The following is a 15,914-nucleotide window of genomic DNA, read 5'->3' on the forward strand; positions in this document are numbered from 1 at the left end:
GTGTATTCTGTAGTTATAATTCCGACAATTGTCTTGTTAAGACATAGAGCCAATATGGTAACGGATAACACCAAGTTTATTAAGCTTCAAATTATATACAACTTTATAGCGTGTATTTCCGCTCAACTGTCATTTACATATTTGTTATATAAGTTTCATGGTGGATACAATGCAATAATCGGTATTGCGTATCAAATAATTATAGTCTCATTAACATGCTGCAAATCACTAAAAAAACATGAGAAATGGATTAGAACAGGGGCTTACAAAGACTATTCGGAAGAAGTTGCAAAATGGGATTGGTGGCATACATATATATGGCATAAAGATAGTTATATTAGTGTATTTGTATTCGGAATAATGCTTTTAGTAGGTAGACTTGCAAAACAAGGAATAATACTATTATATGTTGTTGTGTTTACAATTCCAATATTTATAATAATCGATATAGTAAAATACTATATGCAACTTAAGTATGCGAAGAAATACGGAATTTTAGACTTACTGCCATCTGCACCGAACGAGGAGTTAACACCATAGAAATACAATGATATATGGACAGTCATAAAGAGATATTCACAGCGTACAGAAAGATTCCTAGACGATTAGGATTAATTCGAGTAACATATAATAATAGTCATGTTTAAAGATAGGATGTGAATTAGTAATGGCAAAATCAGATAAAAAGAAAACAAGTGCTCGTGGCAAGAACAGACGTGATGCACACGGAGTGTATCAGAGACGCGCGGAGCGAGGAAAAGCGGCATTCAGACCTTATGACGGAGAGCCTGCGGAAGAGTTCAGTAGCAATACTGGGCGGAACACAGGAAGAACTAAACGTACTAGCGGTAACGCTGGCGGATATGGTAGTTCGCAGCGTAATGTCAACTCAGGGAGTTATAGCAATTCTCAGCGCGACAGAAACTCAAGCAGCCGCCCGCGAGATAACTACAAAAATACGTACCGCAGCAGTGAATGGGACAGCCGCAGCGGCAGCTTTGCTGAGGCGCAGAATGCTCCAGCCGCGAATCTGATAGCCGGCCGCAATCCGGTAATCGAAGCAATCAAAAGCGGCCGCGAGATAGAAAAAATCTACATGGCGGCAGGAGCCGAGGGCTCCGTCGTAAAAATCAGAGCGATGGCTAAGGACGCAGGTATAGTAGTGGATACAGTACCTAGAATTGTACTGGATAGAATGGCGCCAGGTGAGAAGCATCAAGGCGTGGCAGCGGAGATATCTGCATACTCATATTCAACAGTTGAAGAGATTATGGAACGAGCAGCAGACAGTGATGAACCGCCCTTTATTATGGTGCTCGATGAGATTTCTGATCCACACAACCTTGGTGCGATCATAAGGACGGCAGAGTGTGCTAATGCTCATGGAGTTATAATTCCTAAGCGCAATGCTTGTGGACTTACAAGTACCGTGGCTAAGACTTCAGCAGGAGCACTAGAACGCATGCCGGTTGCGAGAGTGACCAATATATCTCGGACCATCGAAGAGCTACAAGCACAGGGCGTGTGGGTAGCGGCTGTAGATATGGACGGAAAGTCGTATTATGAGACAGCAGGTGTGATGAAGGGTGCAATTGCCCTAGTTATAGGAAATGAAGGCAAAGGTATCAGCAGACTCGTCAAGGAGAAGTGCGACCTCACGATATCAATTCCGATGAAGGGAAGCATCAACTCTCTAAATGCATCTAATGCAGCAGCTATTATGATGTATGCGATTAGACGAAGCAGGGACTTTTAGCCTAATATATTTAGTACTTGTACAGCATTAAATATCAAGTAAAATGCTTGACATTGACATCTGTACAGCGTATTATTATAAGGCTACTTTATGAATTCACGACAGAGCTTGCGAGGCGGGCTCTGACTTTTGAGTTGAGAGAAGCAATTAGCTTACATATATATTTGCAAAGGAGGTCATCACCTTGAGAAACAAGATTACACTAGCATGCACAGAGTGCAAGCAGAGAAACTACAACACAACTAAGAACAAGAAGAACAATCCTGATAGAATTGAGCTTAGAAAGTTCTGCAAGTTCTGCGGTAAGGAAACACTCCACAAGGAGACTAAGTAGTCGAGGGAACATCATGGCAAACAACAATGAGAATTTATCCAGAGATGGCAAGGATACTAAAATAGAGAATAAGACCAGCAAACCGGAACAGCGCAAGGAGCGTAAGGGCATCATTGGATATTTCACTGGTGTTAAACAGGAGATGGCCAAAGTAGTATGGCCGACGAGAGCGGAACTGACCAAGGATACTGTAGTTGTTTTTGGTGTGTGCATCTTCTTCTCCCTGTTGTTCTGGGGGATGGATACAGGCTTCTTAGCAGTGCTCAAGAAGCTTCTCGGAATTACGCTATCGAAATAGGCTAGAAGGAGATATACATGACAGAGAAGACCGAAAACTTGAATACGGGCGGCACAACGCTGTCACCACTTGAGGGCGAAGGTCTACGTGGCGATGGTACCGCTAAGTGGTACGTAATCCATACGTATTCTGGTTATGAGAACAAGGTTAAGACTAACATCGAGAAGATGGTAGAGTACAGAGGAATGCAGGATCTCATCCTTGAGGTTACGATTCCTACTGAGGATAGAGTCGAGATTAAGAATGGCCAGAGAAAGGTCAAGACTAGAAAGCTTTATCCTGGTTATGTAGTCATCAAGATGATTGTCAACAACGAGACCTGGTATCTAGTGCGCAATACAGAGGGCGTTACAGGGTTCGTGGGTCACGGCTCGGATCCTATTCCACTAACTAAAGAAGAAGTGGTTAGGATGGGCGTTGAGAAAATGCGCATCGACCTGGATGTTGAGACTGGCGACACAATTCGTATTATCGGTGGACCTTTCGAGGGTCAGATGGGTATCGTTGAAGATATCAGTCCTGATAAGCAGATTGTTAAGGCAAAGGTATCAATGTTCGGTAGAGATACACCTGTAGAGCTTGAGTTCTCGCAGGTGGGAAAACTTAACTAACTGGGAGCTATAGTCTCAGAGAAAGGAGAACAAGATGGCAAAGAAGATCGACGGCTATATCAAGCTTCAGATCCCTGCAGGAGGCGCGACACCAGCACCACCGGTTGGACCTGCCCTAGGTCAGAAGAGTGTTAACATCATGGACTTCTGTAAGCAGTTCAATGCTAAAACTCAAGATCAGCAGGGAATGATCATTCCGGTTGTAATTACAGTTTACACAGACAGATCATTCACATTCGTATGCAAGACTCCACCGGCAGCAGTACTTATCAAGAAGGCAGCAGGTATTGATAAGGCATCGGGTGAACCTAACAAGACAAAGGTCGCATCAATTACACATGCTCAGGCAGAGGAAATTGCGAAGACTAAGATGCAGGATCTCAATGCAGCTACACTTGAAGCAGCTACTGATATGATCAAGGGTACTGCTCGCAGCATGGGAGTTACTGTAACAGAGTAATCAGTGGGAGACATTTTTAAGAGATGTCGATAGAACCACAAGGAGGAATTATGGCTAAGAAAAGCAAAAGATACAGCGCAATCATGGAGTCGTTCGACAAGACACAGACTTATGATGTTGCAGAAGCTGTAAAGAACGTAAAGAGCTTTGCTAATGCGAAGTTCGATGAGACTGTTGAGATGCACATTCGTCTAGGTGTAGACGGAAGACACGCAGACCAGCAGGTTAGAGGCGCAACTGTACTTCCACACGGAACAGGTAAGAGCAAGAAGGTTCTTGTTTTTGCTAAGGGTGCTAAAGCTGAAGAAGCTCAGGCAGCTGGTGCAGATTACGTAGGCGCAGAGGATCTTGCAGAAAAGATCCAGAAGGAAAACTGGTTCGACTTTGATTCAGTAGTTGCTACACCGGACATGATGGGCGTTGTAGGACGTCTAGGTAAGGTTCTAGGTCCTAAGGGACTCATGCCAAACCCTAAGTCAGGTACTGTAACAATGGACGTACATAAGGCACTTGAGGAGATCAAAGCAGGTAAGGTAGAGTACCGTCTTGACAAGGCTAACATTATCCATGTAATTATCGGTAAGTGCTCATTCACTGAGGAGCAGCTAGTTGAAAATGCTAACGCTCTAATCCAGGTTGTTGCTAAGGCCAAGCCGGCAGCTGCAAAAGGACAGTATTTCAAGAGTGTTACTGTTACATCGACAATGGGACCTGGAGTTAAGATAAGCACAGCATCCCTAAGCTAATAGTCGGCCGGTGTTAATAATCGAATATCAACCGTAGACAGTGGGAGCGAAAGCTTAATATCCCACCGAGGTACAAACATAAATTTGTTCCCCGCTGTCTCGCAGCGGGGTTATTTGTACCGTACTTGGTATTAGCACACAAGACCGAATAGGTTAAACCACAATTATGGGCACAACAGTGTTCAAGAAAGGAGACCAAATGTCTGTAGAAGCAAAGAACGCAAAACAGCTAATTATCGATGAGATTAAGGCAAAATTTGACAAATCAATCTCGGTTGTAGTTGTAGACTATCTTGGAATTACAGTAGCTCAGGCTGATGAACTAAGAAAGACTCTTAGAGAGAACGGCGTGAACCTAACTGTATATAAGAACACACTTGTAAAGCGTGCTATCGCCGGAACTGAGTACGAAGGACTTGGCGAAGCCCTGAAGGGATCTAGCGCATTCGCATTCTGCGAAGAGGATGCAACATCTTCAGCTAGACTTCTTAAGAAGGCTATGAAGCAGTACAACAAGATGTCATTCAAGGGCGGATACGTTGATGGCTCAGTTTATGATGCTAAGCAGGTTGAAGCGCTTGCAGATATCCCATCAAGAGAAGAGCTTATCGCTCGTTTCATGGGAAGTATCCAGTCACCAGTATCACAGCTTGTTAGAACATTCAAGGCAATCGCTGATGAGGGTGCAGTTCCAGCAGGAGAGACTGCTGAGGCATAAGCTATTAGTAGCTAACAATTTTTAAGAATTTTACCGAACAATCGGTGTATCGAGAAGCTGACATTTCAGCAAATTTAGACAAAAGGAGAAATAAAATGGATAAGAATCAGATCATTGAAGCCCTAAAGGGTATGACCATTCTTGAGATCAACGAGCTCGTTCAGGCTTGTGAAGAGGAGTTCGGAGTATCTGCAGCTGCAGCTGTAGTTGCAGCACCTGCTGCAGGTGGCGGAGAGGCTGCTGAGGAGCAGACAGAATTCACAGTAGTTCTTGCTAGCGCTGGAGACCAGAAGATCAAGGTTATCAAGGCGGTTAGAGAAGCTACAGGTCTTGGACTTAAGGAAGCTAAGGAGCTTGTTGATGGAGCACCTGCTAACGTTAAGGAGAACATTGAAGCTGGCGAAGCTAACGCACTTAAGGAAGCTCTCGAGGCAGTTGGGGCTACAGTAGAGCTTAAGTAATTAAATAGCACAACATTTTGAATTGGGCTCCTGATTTTGGGAGCCCAATTCTTGCTATTTATAAGAGGACCGTTTTGCCGCAAAATCCTTTTTTTGCAACATCGGGTAGTGCTCTGGCGATAAAGGGCAAGATTATGTGTTTTTGGTAGTTTTCCGTCAGACCCAGTATGAAAAATTACAAAAAATGCATAATATGCTCATCTTGGAGCTTGAAATATTTACAATCTTACTCTATAATAATAAGTTGCTATGGAAACGTTTTTTCTTAAATAACAAGGAGTGATAACATGCCAAAACCTGTAAAAGTTGGAAGGAAAGAACGTATGACTTTTGCGAAGATCAACGAAGTTTGCGAGATGCCAAACCTCATTGATATCCAGACCGAGTCATACAAGTGGTTTGTCGAAGAAGGACTAGCCGAAGTTCTGGAAGATGTATCTCCAATCAGAGATACCACCAATACTTTGAGTCTAGAGTTCGCTGACTACTCCTTCTCAGATACGCCTAAATACGATCAGGAGGAATGCAAGGAGCGTGACGCCACTTACGCTACATCTCTGACGGTCAAGGTAAGATTGATAAACAGGGAGACTCTTGAAATCAAGGAACAAGATGTTTTCATGGGAGATTTCCCATTGATGACAGAAAAAGGCACATTCATATACAACGGTGCGGAGAGAGCTATCGTAACACAGCTCGTTAGATCTCCAGGACCGTATTTTGAGTTTGATACGGACAAGTCGAACAACAAGCTTTATTCTTCGACTATTATTCCTAATAGAGGAGCATGGCTCGAGTATGAAACTGACTCGGCTGGCGTTCTATACGTAAGAGTTGATAGAACTAGAAAGCTTCCTCTCACATCGTTCTTGAGAGCGATGGGACTCGGATCAAACGAAGAGATCACCGATACTTTTGGTGAAATTCCTGCTCTTTTAAGAACTTTCGAAAAGGACAGCACTAAGACTGCAGACGATGGTGTTAAGGAAATATACAAGAGACTAAGACCTGGAGATCCTCCGACAGTTGAGAATGCTAGGTCCATGGTTAACTCGCTTCTATTTGATGCACGTAGATACGACCTAGCTAAGGTTGGTAGATACAAGTACAACAAGAAGCTAGGTATCCACAACAGACTAGTTGAGACAATTGCGGCTGAACAGATTGTTGATCCTGCAACTGGTGAAGTTCTCGTTGAAAAGGGTGAGTTCATCTCCCGCAAGAGAGCTATGGAAATCGAGGATGCGGGTGTTGCTTATGCATATGTAAACAGCAAGACTGAGGATGATGAGGTAGTTAAGGTTATCGGTAATAACTTCGTTGACCCAACTAAGTACATTGACCTGGATCTTGCTCCATATAAGCTGTCGGAAAAGGTTTATTATCCAGTTCTGATGGAGATTATCGAAGAAGCAAACGGAGATGATGAGGCACTGAAAGCTGCTATTGCTAACCGCAAGAACGAACTTTCTCCAAAGCACATCGTTCACGATGACATCATCGCATCTGTGAGCTATTTCCTCAATCTATCTTATGGAATCGGTGAGACAGATGATATCGACCACCTCGGTAATCGTAGGCTGAGATCGGTTGGAGAGCTTCTGCAGAACCAGTTCCGTATTGGATTTGCAAGAATGGAGAGATCTGTTAGAGAGAGAATGACTACTGAGAATGCAACTCCTCAGCAACTCATCAACATCAGACCTGTAACTGCAGCGGTTAAGGAGTTCTTTGGAAGCTCCCAGCTGTCACAGTTTATGGATCAGAACAACCCTCTTGCAGAGCTAACTCACAAGAGAAGACTTTCTGCACTTGGACCTGGTGGTCTTTCGAGAGAAAGAGCCGGATTTGAAGTGCGTGACGTTCACTATACACATTACGGCAGGATGTGCCCAGTCGAGACGCCGGAAGGTCCTAACATCGGACTTATCGGATCGCTAACTACATACGGCATCATCAACGAGTATGGATTTATCGAAACTCCATATCGTAAGGTTGATAAGGAAACTGGCGTTGTAACCGAACAGGTTGATTATCTATCTGCAGACGACGAAGAGCTGATGATCGTAGCCCAGGCTAACGAGCCGCTAGATGCTGAAGGTCACTTTGTCAATAACAAGGTTGCAGTAAGAGGAGTCAAGGGTGAGATTACTCTTGCTAAAAAAGAAAGCGTCGACTACATGGACGTTTCTCCTAAGCAGGTAGTATCTGTTGCTACTGCTATGATTCCGTTCCTTGAGAACGACGATGCTAACCGCGCGCTGATGGGATCTAACATGCAGAGACAGGCTGTACCACTACTCGTTACAGAAGCTCCATACGTTGGAACAGGAATCGAGTACAAGGCTGCTTGCGACTCTGGAGCAGTTCTCCTTGCAAAGGCTTCTGGTACTGTTGAGTTTGTTGATGCACAGTTCGTAAAGGTGCGTAGAGACGACAATGGTGAACTTGATGAGTATAGGCTGCTCAAGTTCAAGAGATCCAACCAGGGAACTTGCATCAACCAGAGACCTATCGTTGCATGCGGCGAGCATGTTGATGCAGGAGAGGTTCTGGCAGATGGACCATCGACTAACCTCGGTGAGATTTCGCTAGGTAAGAACCTACTGATCGGATTTATGACATGGGAAGGTTACAACTACGAGGATGCTATCATCCTCAACGAGAGACTTCTCATGGACGATGTTCTAACATCGCTACACATAGTTAAGTACGAGTGTGAAGCTCGTGATACAAAGCTTGGACCGGAAGAGATTACAAGAGATATTCCTAATCTCAGCGAAGAGGCTCTTAAGGAGCTTGATGAGGACGGAATTATCAGAATCGGTGCAGAAGTTAAGTCTTCTGACATCCTTGTAGGAAAACTGACACCTAAGAGTGAGACAGATTTAACCGCAGAGGTTAGAATGCTTCGTGCAATCTTCGGTGAAAAGTCCAAGGAAGTAAGAGACACATCTCTCAAGGTTCCTCACGGTGAGACGGGTATTGTCATCGACGTAAGAGAATTTACAAGAGAAAACAGCTCTGAACTCCCACCGGGAGTAAATAAGATCGTAAGAGTTTACATAGTTACCAAGAGAAAGATTAACGTCGGAGATAAGATGGCTGGTCGTCACGGTAACAAGGGTGTAATCTCCAGAATTCTCCCTGAAGAGGATATGCCGTTTAAGGAAGATGGTGAGACACTACAGGTAATGCTCAACCCTCTGGGTGTACCTTCCCGAATGAACGTTGGACAGGTACTCGAGGTTCATTTAGGACTAGCAGCCAAGACAAAGGGCTGGTACATTTCGACACCTGTATTTGACGGAGCTAGCGAGATTGACGTAATTAACATGCTTGACGATTGCGGATACCCTAAGACTGGTAAGCTCAGACTCAGAGACGGAAGATCCGGCGAGTACTTCGATAATCCGGTAACTGTCGGATACATGTACATGCTCAAACTGCACCATCTTGTAGACGACAAGATTCACGCTAGAAGTACCGGACCTTACTCACTAGTAACTCAGCAGCCACTCGGTGGTAAGGCTCAGTTCGGTGGACAGAGATTCGGAGAGATGGAGGTATGGGCACTCGAGGCTTATGGAGCTGCTTATACACTTCAGGAGATACTGACAGTTAAGTCTGACGATATTATCGGACGTGTTAAGACTTACGAAGCTATCGTTAAGGGCAACAACATTCCAAAGCCGGGCATCCCAGAGTCATTCAAGGTGCTCATCAAGGAGCTGCAGGCACTATCTCTTGATGTTAGAGTAATGTCTGGCGACAATCAGGAAATCAAACTCAAGGATACATCCGAGTTCGACGAACCCGCTTCAGTAGATCGCATGCTTAAGGAAGCTGATAGACGCACAGAGGCTATGCATGAGCGTGAGCACGAAGAAGAACTTCGCGCAAGGCAGGCTGAAGACGATGAGTTTGGCGAGACAGCAGACTTCGATGAAGAGCCGGATCTAGATATCCTTAATACACTTTCGGCAGCACTTGGTGTTGAAGAAGATGTACCGGCGATTATAGATGACGATGAGGAACCGGAGATGGTAAGCCTTGACGAAATAATTGGCACAAGCGACGAAGCTATTGATGAGTAATTAAGGGGGAAACATGGCTAAAAACGATAACAATCAAGATCTTAGAAATTTTGAATCCCTACAGATCAAGTTGGCTTCAACAGAGAAGATGCTTGAGTGGTCTCACGGTGAGGTAACAAAGCCAGAGACTATCAACTACAGAACTCTCAAGCCTGAAAGGGACGGACTCTTCTGTGAGAAGATCTTCGGACCTACTAAGGATTGGGTGTGCTCCTGTGGAAAATACAACAAGATTCGCTTTAAGGGCATTGTTTGCCCTTACTGCGGAGTTGAAGTAACGAAGTCCAAGGTTAGAAGAGAGAGAATGGGTCACATCCAGCTTGTTAGCCCTGTGTCTCACATTTGGTATTTCAAGGGAATTCCTTCAAGAATCGGCCTCGTACTCGATATCACGCCTAAGCAGTTAGAGAGAGTGCTGTATTTTGCAGCATATGTCGTAACTGATCCAGGAGAAACTCCGTTCGAGTACAAACAGATTATCGAAGAGAATCAGTATAACGAAGCTCGCGAGATTTACGGCAAGAATTTCGAGGCTGCGATGGGAGCAGAGGCTATCAAGAAGCTTCTTGAGAACATAGAGGTTGACGAGGAAACCGAACTTCTTAGAGAGCAGCTCAAGAAGGCAACTGGTCAGAAGAGAATTCGTCTAGTTAAGAGGCTCGAGGTTATCGAGGCACTAAAGCAGTCTGGAAACAGACCTGAGTGGATGATTCTCGATGTAGTTCCTGTAATTCCACCAGATCTCAGACCTATGGTTCAGCTCGAGGGTGGCAGATTCGCTACATCTGATCTTAACGACCTATACAGAAGAGTTATCAACAGAAACAACAGACTTAAGAAGCTACTAGAGCTCGGAGCACCTGACATCATCGTTAGAAACGAGAAGAGAATGCTTCAAGAGTCAGTTGACTCTCTAATCGATAACGGCAGAAGAGGCAGAGCAGTTACCGGTGCTGCTGGCAGACAGCTTAAGTCACTATCCGACATGCTGAAGGGTAAGCAGGGACGCTTCCGTCAGAACCTGCTCGGTAAGCGTGTTGACTACTCTGGACGTTCTGTAATCGTAGTAGGTCCTGAACTGAAGTTCTATCAGTGCGGACTTCCTAAGACGATGGCGCTAGAGCTGTTCAAGCCATTCATCATGAAGGAGCTTGTAGAGCGTGAACTTGCGCATAACATTAAGAGTGCAAAGACGATGGTTGAGAAGATGAAGTCCGAGGTATGGGACGTTCTTGACTACGTAATCAAGGATCATCCGGTACTTCTTAACCGTGCTCCGACACTGCACAGACTCGGAATTCAGGCTTTTGAGCCAGTTCTAGTAGAGGGTAAGGCTATTAAGCTTCATCCGCTAGTTTGTACAGCGTTCAACGCCGACTTCGACGGAGATCAGATGGCTGTTCACGTACCTCTATCCGTAGAGGCACAGGCAGAGGCTAGATTCCTCATGCTGTCAGTTAATAATATCCTTGCTCCTAAGGATGGTTCACCTATCACAATTCCAACTCAAGACATGATTCTCGGAAGCTACTACCTCACTCATGAGGGTACAGAAGCTCGTAACCTTGAGAACGAAAAGGGTGACGGCAAGTGCTTTGCAGATATTGATGAGATGCTCATGGCATATAGAAACCATTCTGTAGGAATTCACGCAAAGGTTAAGGTTAGAAGACAGGCGTTCCCTGGAGACCCAGGGCGGCTAGTAGAATCTACAGTAGGTAGATTCATCTTCAACCAGGGACTTCCTCAGGATATGGGCTTTGTAAATAGAGAAGAAGATCCGTATTCACTCGAGGTAGACTTCCTCTGTGACAAGAAGAAGCTCGGTGTTATCATCGACAAGTGCTTCAAGAAGCACGGCAATACAAGAACAGTTCTTATGCTCGATTATGTAAAGAGCATAGGTTACCACTACTCAACTAAGGCTGCTGTTACAATCAGTGTATCCGACATGGAGGTTCCTGAGGAAAAGGCTGAAATCGTTGCAGCTGCTAACAAGCAGGTAGATAAGTTCGAGGCTGCATACAGACGTGGTCTGATGACAGATAGAGAGCGTTACGATAGAATCATCAAGACGTGGAAGAATGCAACCGATCAGGTTGCGGACGCACTGATGGATTCCCTGGGACCTCTCAACAACCTATTTATCATGGCAAGCTCTGGAGCCAGAGGTAACAAGTCTCAGATCAGCCAGGTTGGCGGTATGAGAGGACTGATGGCTAACGCGACAGGACACACGGTAGAGATTCCTATCAAGGCTAACTTCCGTGAGGGACTGTCTATCCTGGAGTATTTCATTTCATCAAATGGTGCTCGTAAGGGTCTTGCGGATACTGCGCTTCGTACAGCAGACTCCGGATATCTAACGAGAAGACTTGTGGATATTTCGCACAGCGTAATCGTTACAACAGATGACTGTGGATCAGTAGAAGGTGTTGAAATCAAGGCATTCACAGATGGTAAGGAAGTAATCGAGCCGCTAGCACAGAGAATCGCAGGCAGATTCGTAACAGAAGCTGTTGTGCACCCTGAGACTGGCGAAGTTCTCGCGGATGAAGGTGACTTCATCGAAGATGATGTTGCAGAAGCAATCGAGGCTGCTGGTGTTGAGATGGTTAAGATTAGGTCTGTTATGACTTGTCAGGCGGAGCATGGAGTTTGTGCTAAGTGCTATGGTAAAAACCTCGCTACTGGAACGGTAGTTCTTCCAGGTGAGACTGTTGGTATCATAGCTGCTCAGTCTATCGGTGAGCCTGGTACACAGCTGATTATGAGAACGTTCCACACCGGTGGGGTAGCTGGAAGCGATATCACGCAGGGTCTCCCAAGAGTTGAGGAGCTGTTTGAGGCTAGAAAGCCTAAGGGACTTGCTGAAATCTGCGAAGGAGATGGAGAGGTTGTATCCATCGAGCCAACTGATGACAACAGAACTTGCGTTGTCGTTAAGGAGGAAGATGGCAACCGTGATTACATCATTTCTTACGGTTCAAGACTCAATGTAAAGGTTGGCGATACTGTTAAGGCAGGTGGTCAGATTACAAAGGGACCTCTTGATCCACACGATGTAATGAGAATCCTCGGCGTTCAGGGCGTATACGAATACTTGCTACGCGAGGTTCAGAGAGTATACAGACAACAGGGTGTAGACATCAATGACAAGCACGTTGAGGTAATCGCATCTCAGATGCTATCCAAGTACAAGATTGAAAAGGCAGGAGATACAAATCTGCTTCCTGGAAGCATGTACAGTATCAATGAGATCAACAACGCAAATGCTGAAATTGACCCAGAAGAGGGAGAGATGGCTACATACGAGCGTCAGTTACTTGGTATCACCAAGGCAGCTCTTGCTACAAGCTCGTTCCTATCTGCTGCATCGTTCCAGGAGACAACTCGTGTCCTGACAGACGCTGCGGTTAAGGGTAAGACAGACCATCTCGACGGACTCAAGGAGAATGTCATGATTGGTAAGCTAATCCCGGCAGGAACCGGCATGAAGCGTTACGGTTCAATTGACGTCGATTACGGCGAAAATGAGCCTCTGATGAACTCAAGCTATGATGACGAGAATATGGTTCTCAAGATGCCATCAGCTAACGTTCAGCCTCAGACAACACCGCTTTACGACGGTATAGAGGAATAAATCGAGACGGAATTGATCCGCAAATCATACAAATTAATCGTGTATAAAAATGGCCGATGCATTGACAATTCAGTGCATCGGCTGTTATAATGTATAGGTTCAATATACTACGCGGGGACTGTCTACATGGTCACTGCTGGTTTGAATGAGTTAAATTTTATAAGAAAGGAGACAATAATGCCTACTATTAACCAATTAGTTCGTCAGGGCAGAAAGAGTGCAGTTAAGAAGTCAGGTTCCCCGGCTCTTGGAAAGAACATGAACAACCTTAAGAAGACTCTCACTGATGTAAATTCGCCTCAGAAGAGGGGAGTATGCGTTGCAGTTAAGACTGTAACTCCTAAGAAGCCTAACTCGGCGCTAAGAAAAGTTGCCAGAGTTCGCTTGACTAACGGTATCGAAGTAACAGCATATATTCCTGGAATCGGTCACAACCTACAGGAGCACAGTGTTGTACTAATCAGAGGCGGAAGAGTTAAGGATCTCCCTGGTGTGAGATATCACATCGTTAGAGGAACACTTGACGCTGCCGGCGTATCGGGTCGTGGTCAGGGACGTTCCAAGTATGGAGCAAAGAGACCTAAGAAGTAATTGATTTCGGGATATTGTCCTTAATATATGATATTAAGGCGCACACGGCCAGCGACAGAAACAGGCCGAGTACCCCGTGAACTTAAGGAGGGAAGAGAAGTGCCAAGAAAAGGTAACGTACCAAAGAGAGAAGTACTTCCAGATCCAGTATACGGTAGCGTAGTGGTTTCAAAGCTGATCAACAGCATCATGCTAGACGGTAAGAAGGGTGTAGCCCAGTCAATCGTTTATGATGCGTTTGACCAGATTAAGGAATCCACTGGCGAAGAACCGCTGGAAGTATTTGAGAAGGCAATGAGCAACATCATGCCTGTACTAGAAGTTAAAGCAAGAAGAGTCGGTGGTGCAAACTATCAGGTTCCTATCGAAGTTAGACCAGAGAGAAGACAGACTCTCGCTCTACGTTGGCTCACAAAGTTCACAAGACTTAGAGGTGAGAGAACTATGGCTGAGAGACTAGCTCACGAGCTTATGGACGCTTCTAACAACACAGGTGCATCTGTGAAGAGAAAAGAAGACACTCATAAGATGGCTGAGGCTAACAAGGCGTTTGCACACTACAGGTGGTAATCTGAGATGACACACCTGACAGAGATTAGATAAAAGCAGGAAGGAGGATTTATGGCTAGACAATTTACTCTAGAAAATACCAGAAATATTGGAATCATGGCTCATATCGACGCCGGTAAGACAACAACTACCGAGAGAATCCTTTATTACACAGGAAAGACTCATAAGATTGGTGAGACTCATGACGGTGCTGCTACCATGGACTTCATGGCTCAGGAGCAGGAGCGTGGTATTACAATTACCTCTGCTGCTACAACCGCTCAATGGAATGGCACAAGAATTAACATTATCGACACACCTGGACACGTTGACTTTACTGTTGAGGTAGAGAGATCACTACGTGTACTCGACGGTGCGGTAATGGTATTAAGTGCTAAGGAAGGTGTTGAGCCTCAGTCCGAGACAGTATGGAGACAGGCTGAGAAGTATAGCGTTCCAAGAATGATCTTTGTTAACAAGATGGATATTCTAGGAGCTAACTTCTTCCACGTAATCGATACTATTCATGACAGATTAAGAGCTAACGCTGTACCTGTTCAGATTCCAATCGGTTCTGAGAACATGTTCGAGGGAATTATCGACCTTATCGAAATGAAGGCTGAGGTATATGACAAGAACGACGCTACAGGTAAGGAGTTCGCAATCGTAGATATCCCTGAGAACATGAAGGGAGAAGCACAGGCTTGGCATGATAAGATGATCGAGGCTGTTGCTGAGCTCGATGAAGAGCTGACTATGAAGTATCTCGAGGGAGAGGAAATATCAATCGAGGAGCTCAAGGCAGTTATCAGAAGAGAAACTATCGCAGGAAACATTTTCCCTGTATTCTGCGGATCTGCATACAAGAACAAGGGTGTTCAGATGATGCTAGACGGTGTAGTTGACTACATGCCAGCACCTACAGACATTCCTTCAATCGGCGGTGTAAACCCTGATACTGAAGAAGAGGATGTAAGACACTCAAGCGACAAGGAGCCATTCTCGGCACTTGCGTTTAAGATTGTAGCAGACCCATACGTTGGAAAGCTCGCGTTCTTCAGAGTTTACTCTGGAACGCTTGAGACTGGTTCATACGTATATAACGCAACTAAGGGCAAGCGTGAGAGAATCGGAAGAATTCTTCAGATGCACGCTAACCACAGAGAAGAGATTGAGAAGGTTTATTCAGGAGATATCGCTGCAGCTGTAGGTCTAAAGCAGACTACAACTGGAGACACACTCTGCGACGAGAAGAAACCAATCATTCTCGAGTCTATGGAATTCCCGGATCCAGTAATCGAGATTGCTATCGAACCTAAGACCAAGGCCGGTCAGGAGAAGATGGGTATCGCTCTCGCTAAGCTGGCTGAAGAGGATCCAACATTCAGAACATACACTAACCCAGAGACTGGACAGACTATCATCGCTGGAATGGGTGAGCTTCACCTAGAGATCATCGTTGACAGACTTCTCAGAGAGTTCAAGGTAGAGGCTAACGTAGGTAAGCCAATGGTATCCTACAAAGAGACTATCACCGTTGAGGTTGATGAAGATTACAAGCACAAGAAGCAGTCCGGTGGTTCCGGTCAGTACGGACACGTTAAGTTCAGACTATACCCAAGAGAAGCAGGCGCTGGATTCGAGTTCAAG

The 15,914-nt window shown here is 45.1% G+C and carries 14 protein-coding genes and 1 other annotated feature; all 14 genes read left to right on the forward strand.

What is annotated here, in order from left to right:
- Positions 1-54: 54 nt before the first annotated feature.
- Positions 55-540 (forward strand): hypothetical protein, encoded by a 486-nt coding sequence (locus AXF17_RS03565; RefSeq protein ID WP_094233836.1) that lies wholly within the window; start codon positions 55-57, stop codon positions 538-540.
- A gap of 127 nt (positions 541-667) precedes the next feature.
- On the forward strand, positions 668-1,756 hold the full coding sequence (gene rlmB / locus AXF17_RS03570) for a 23S rRNA (guanosine(2251)-2'-O)-methyltransferase RlmB (RefSeq protein WP_094233837.1): 1,089 nt from the start codon (positions 668-670) through the stop codon (positions 1,754-1,756).
- A gap of 184 nt (positions 1,757-1,940) precedes the next feature.
- A complete protein-coding gene (rpmG, locus tag AXF17_RS03575) occupies positions 1,941-2,090 on the forward strand; it encodes a 50S ribosomal protein L33 (protein ID WP_094233838.1) in 150 nt (49 codons plus the stop codon).
- Between the two features lie 13 nt (positions 2,091-2,103).
- Positions 2,104-2,388: a preprotein translocase subunit SecE gene (gene secE, locus AXF17_RS03580; RefSeq protein WP_094233839.1), complete on the forward strand. Its 285-nt coding sequence runs from the start codon at positions 2,104-2,106 to the stop codon at positions 2,386-2,388.
- 17 nt (positions 2,389-2,405) lie between these two features.
- A complete protein-coding gene (gene nusG, locus AXF17_RS03585) occupies positions 2,406-2,999 on the forward strand; it encodes a transcription termination/antitermination protein NusG (protein ID WP_094233840.1) in 594 nt (197 codons plus the stop codon).
- A gap of 34 nt (positions 3,000-3,033) precedes the next feature.
- Positions 3,034-3,459 (forward strand): 50S ribosomal protein L11, encoded by a 426-nt coding sequence (rplK, locus tag AXF17_RS03590; RefSeq protein WP_094233841.1) that lies wholly within the window; start codon positions 3,034-3,036, stop codon positions 3,457-3,459.
- A 50-nt stretch (positions 3,460-3,509) separates the two neighbouring features.
- On the forward strand, positions 3,510-4,205 hold the full coding sequence (gene rplA / locus AXF17_RS03595; RefSeq protein WP_094233842.1) for a 50S ribosomal protein L1: 696 nt from the start codon (positions 3,510-3,512) through the stop codon (positions 4,203-4,205).
- A gap of 13 nt (positions 4,206-4,218) precedes the next feature.
- Positions 4,219-4,331, forward strand: a sequence feature (ribosomal protein L10 leader region).
- A 73-nt stretch (positions 4,332-4,404) separates the two neighbouring features.
- Positions 4,405-4,923: a 50S ribosomal protein L10 gene (gene rplJ / locus AXF17_RS03600; RefSeq protein WP_094233843.1), complete on the forward strand. Its 519-nt coding sequence runs from the start codon at positions 4,405-4,407 to the stop codon at positions 4,921-4,923.
- Between the two features lie 95 nt (positions 4,924-5,018).
- Positions 5,019-5,384, forward strand: coding sequence for a 50S ribosomal protein L7/L12 (rplL, locus tag AXF17_RS03605; RefSeq protein ID WP_094233844.1), 366 nt, complete (start codon positions 5,019-5,021; stop codon positions 5,382-5,384).
- A 287-nt stretch (positions 5,385-5,671) separates the two neighbouring features.
- The gene (rpoB, locus tag AXF17_RS03610) at positions 5,672-9,481 is read left to right on the forward strand and encodes a DNA-directed RNA polymerase subunit beta (RefSeq protein WP_094233845.1); all 3,810 of its coding nucleotides are present in this window, start codon (positions 5,672-5,674) and stop codon (positions 9,479-9,481) included.
- A gap of 13 nt (positions 9,482-9,494) precedes the next feature.
- Positions 9,495-13,124, forward strand: coding sequence for a DNA-directed RNA polymerase subunit beta' (gene rpoC / locus AXF17_RS03615; protein WP_094233846.1), 3,630 nt, complete (start codon positions 9,495-9,497; stop codon positions 13,122-13,124).
- Between the two features lie 177 nt (positions 13,125-13,301).
- Positions 13,302-13,715: a 30S ribosomal protein S12 gene (gene rpsL / locus AXF17_RS03620; RefSeq protein WP_094233847.1), complete on the forward strand. Its 414-nt coding sequence runs from the start codon at positions 13,302-13,304 to the stop codon at positions 13,713-13,715.
- A gap of 99 nt (positions 13,716-13,814) precedes the next feature.
- On the forward strand, positions 13,815-14,285 hold the full coding sequence (rpsG, locus tag AXF17_RS03625) for a 30S ribosomal protein S7 (protein ID WP_094233848.1): 471 nt from the start codon (positions 13,815-13,817) through the stop codon (positions 14,283-14,285).
- A gap of 51 nt (positions 14,286-14,336) precedes the next feature.
- The coding region (gene fusA, locus AXF17_RS03630; protein WP_237049079.1) for an elongation factor G at positions 14,337-15,914 on the forward strand (1,578 nt) is incomplete at its 3' end.

This window comes from Mogibacterium pumilum (assembly GCF_002243385.1).
Taxonomy (GTDB): Bacteria; Bacillota; Clostridia; order Peptostreptococcales; family Anaerovoracaceae; genus Mogibacterium; species Mogibacterium pumilum.

Bases quoted from the DNA above. Each gene is read 5' to 3' on its own strand.
- nusG (WP_094233840.1), top strand. From the start codon at position 2,406: ATGACAGAGAAGACCGAAAACTTGAATACGGGCGGCACAACGCTGTCA.
- rpoC (WP_094233846.1), top strand. From the start codon at position 9,495: ATGGCTAAAAACGATAACAATCAAGATCTTAGAAATTTTGAATCCCTA.
- rpsL (WP_094233847.1), top strand. From the start codon at position 13,302: ATGCCTACTATTAACCAATTAGTTCGTCAGGGCAGAAAGAGTGCAGTT.
- AXF17_RS03565 (WP_094233836.1), top strand. From the start codon at position 55: ATGGTAACGGATAACACCAAGTTTATTAAGCTTCAAATTATATACAAC.
- rplA (WP_094233842.1), top strand. From the start codon at position 3,510: ATGGCTAAGAAAAGCAAAAGATACAGCGCAATCATGGAGTCGTTCGAC.
- secE (WP_094233839.1), top strand. From the start codon at position 2,104: ATGGCAAACAACAATGAGAATTTATCCAGAGATGGCAAGGATACTAAA.
- rplL (WP_094233844.1), top strand. From the start codon at position 5,019: ATGGATAAGAATCAGATCATTGAAGCCCTAAAGGGTATGACCATTCTT.
- rlmB (WP_094233837.1), top strand. From the start codon at position 668: ATGGCAAAATCAGATAAAAAGAAAACAAGTGCTCGTGGCAAGAACAGA.
- rplK (WP_094233841.1), top strand. From the start codon at position 3,034: ATGGCAAAGAAGATCGACGGCTATATCAAGCTTCAGATCCCTGCAGGA.
- rplJ (WP_094233843.1), top strand. From the start codon at position 4,405: ATGTCTGTAGAAGCAAAGAACGCAAAACAGCTAATTATCGATGAGATT.
- rpoB (WP_094233845.1), top strand. From the start codon at position 5,672: ATGCCAAAACCTGTAAAAGTTGGAAGGAAAGAACGTATGACTTTTGCG.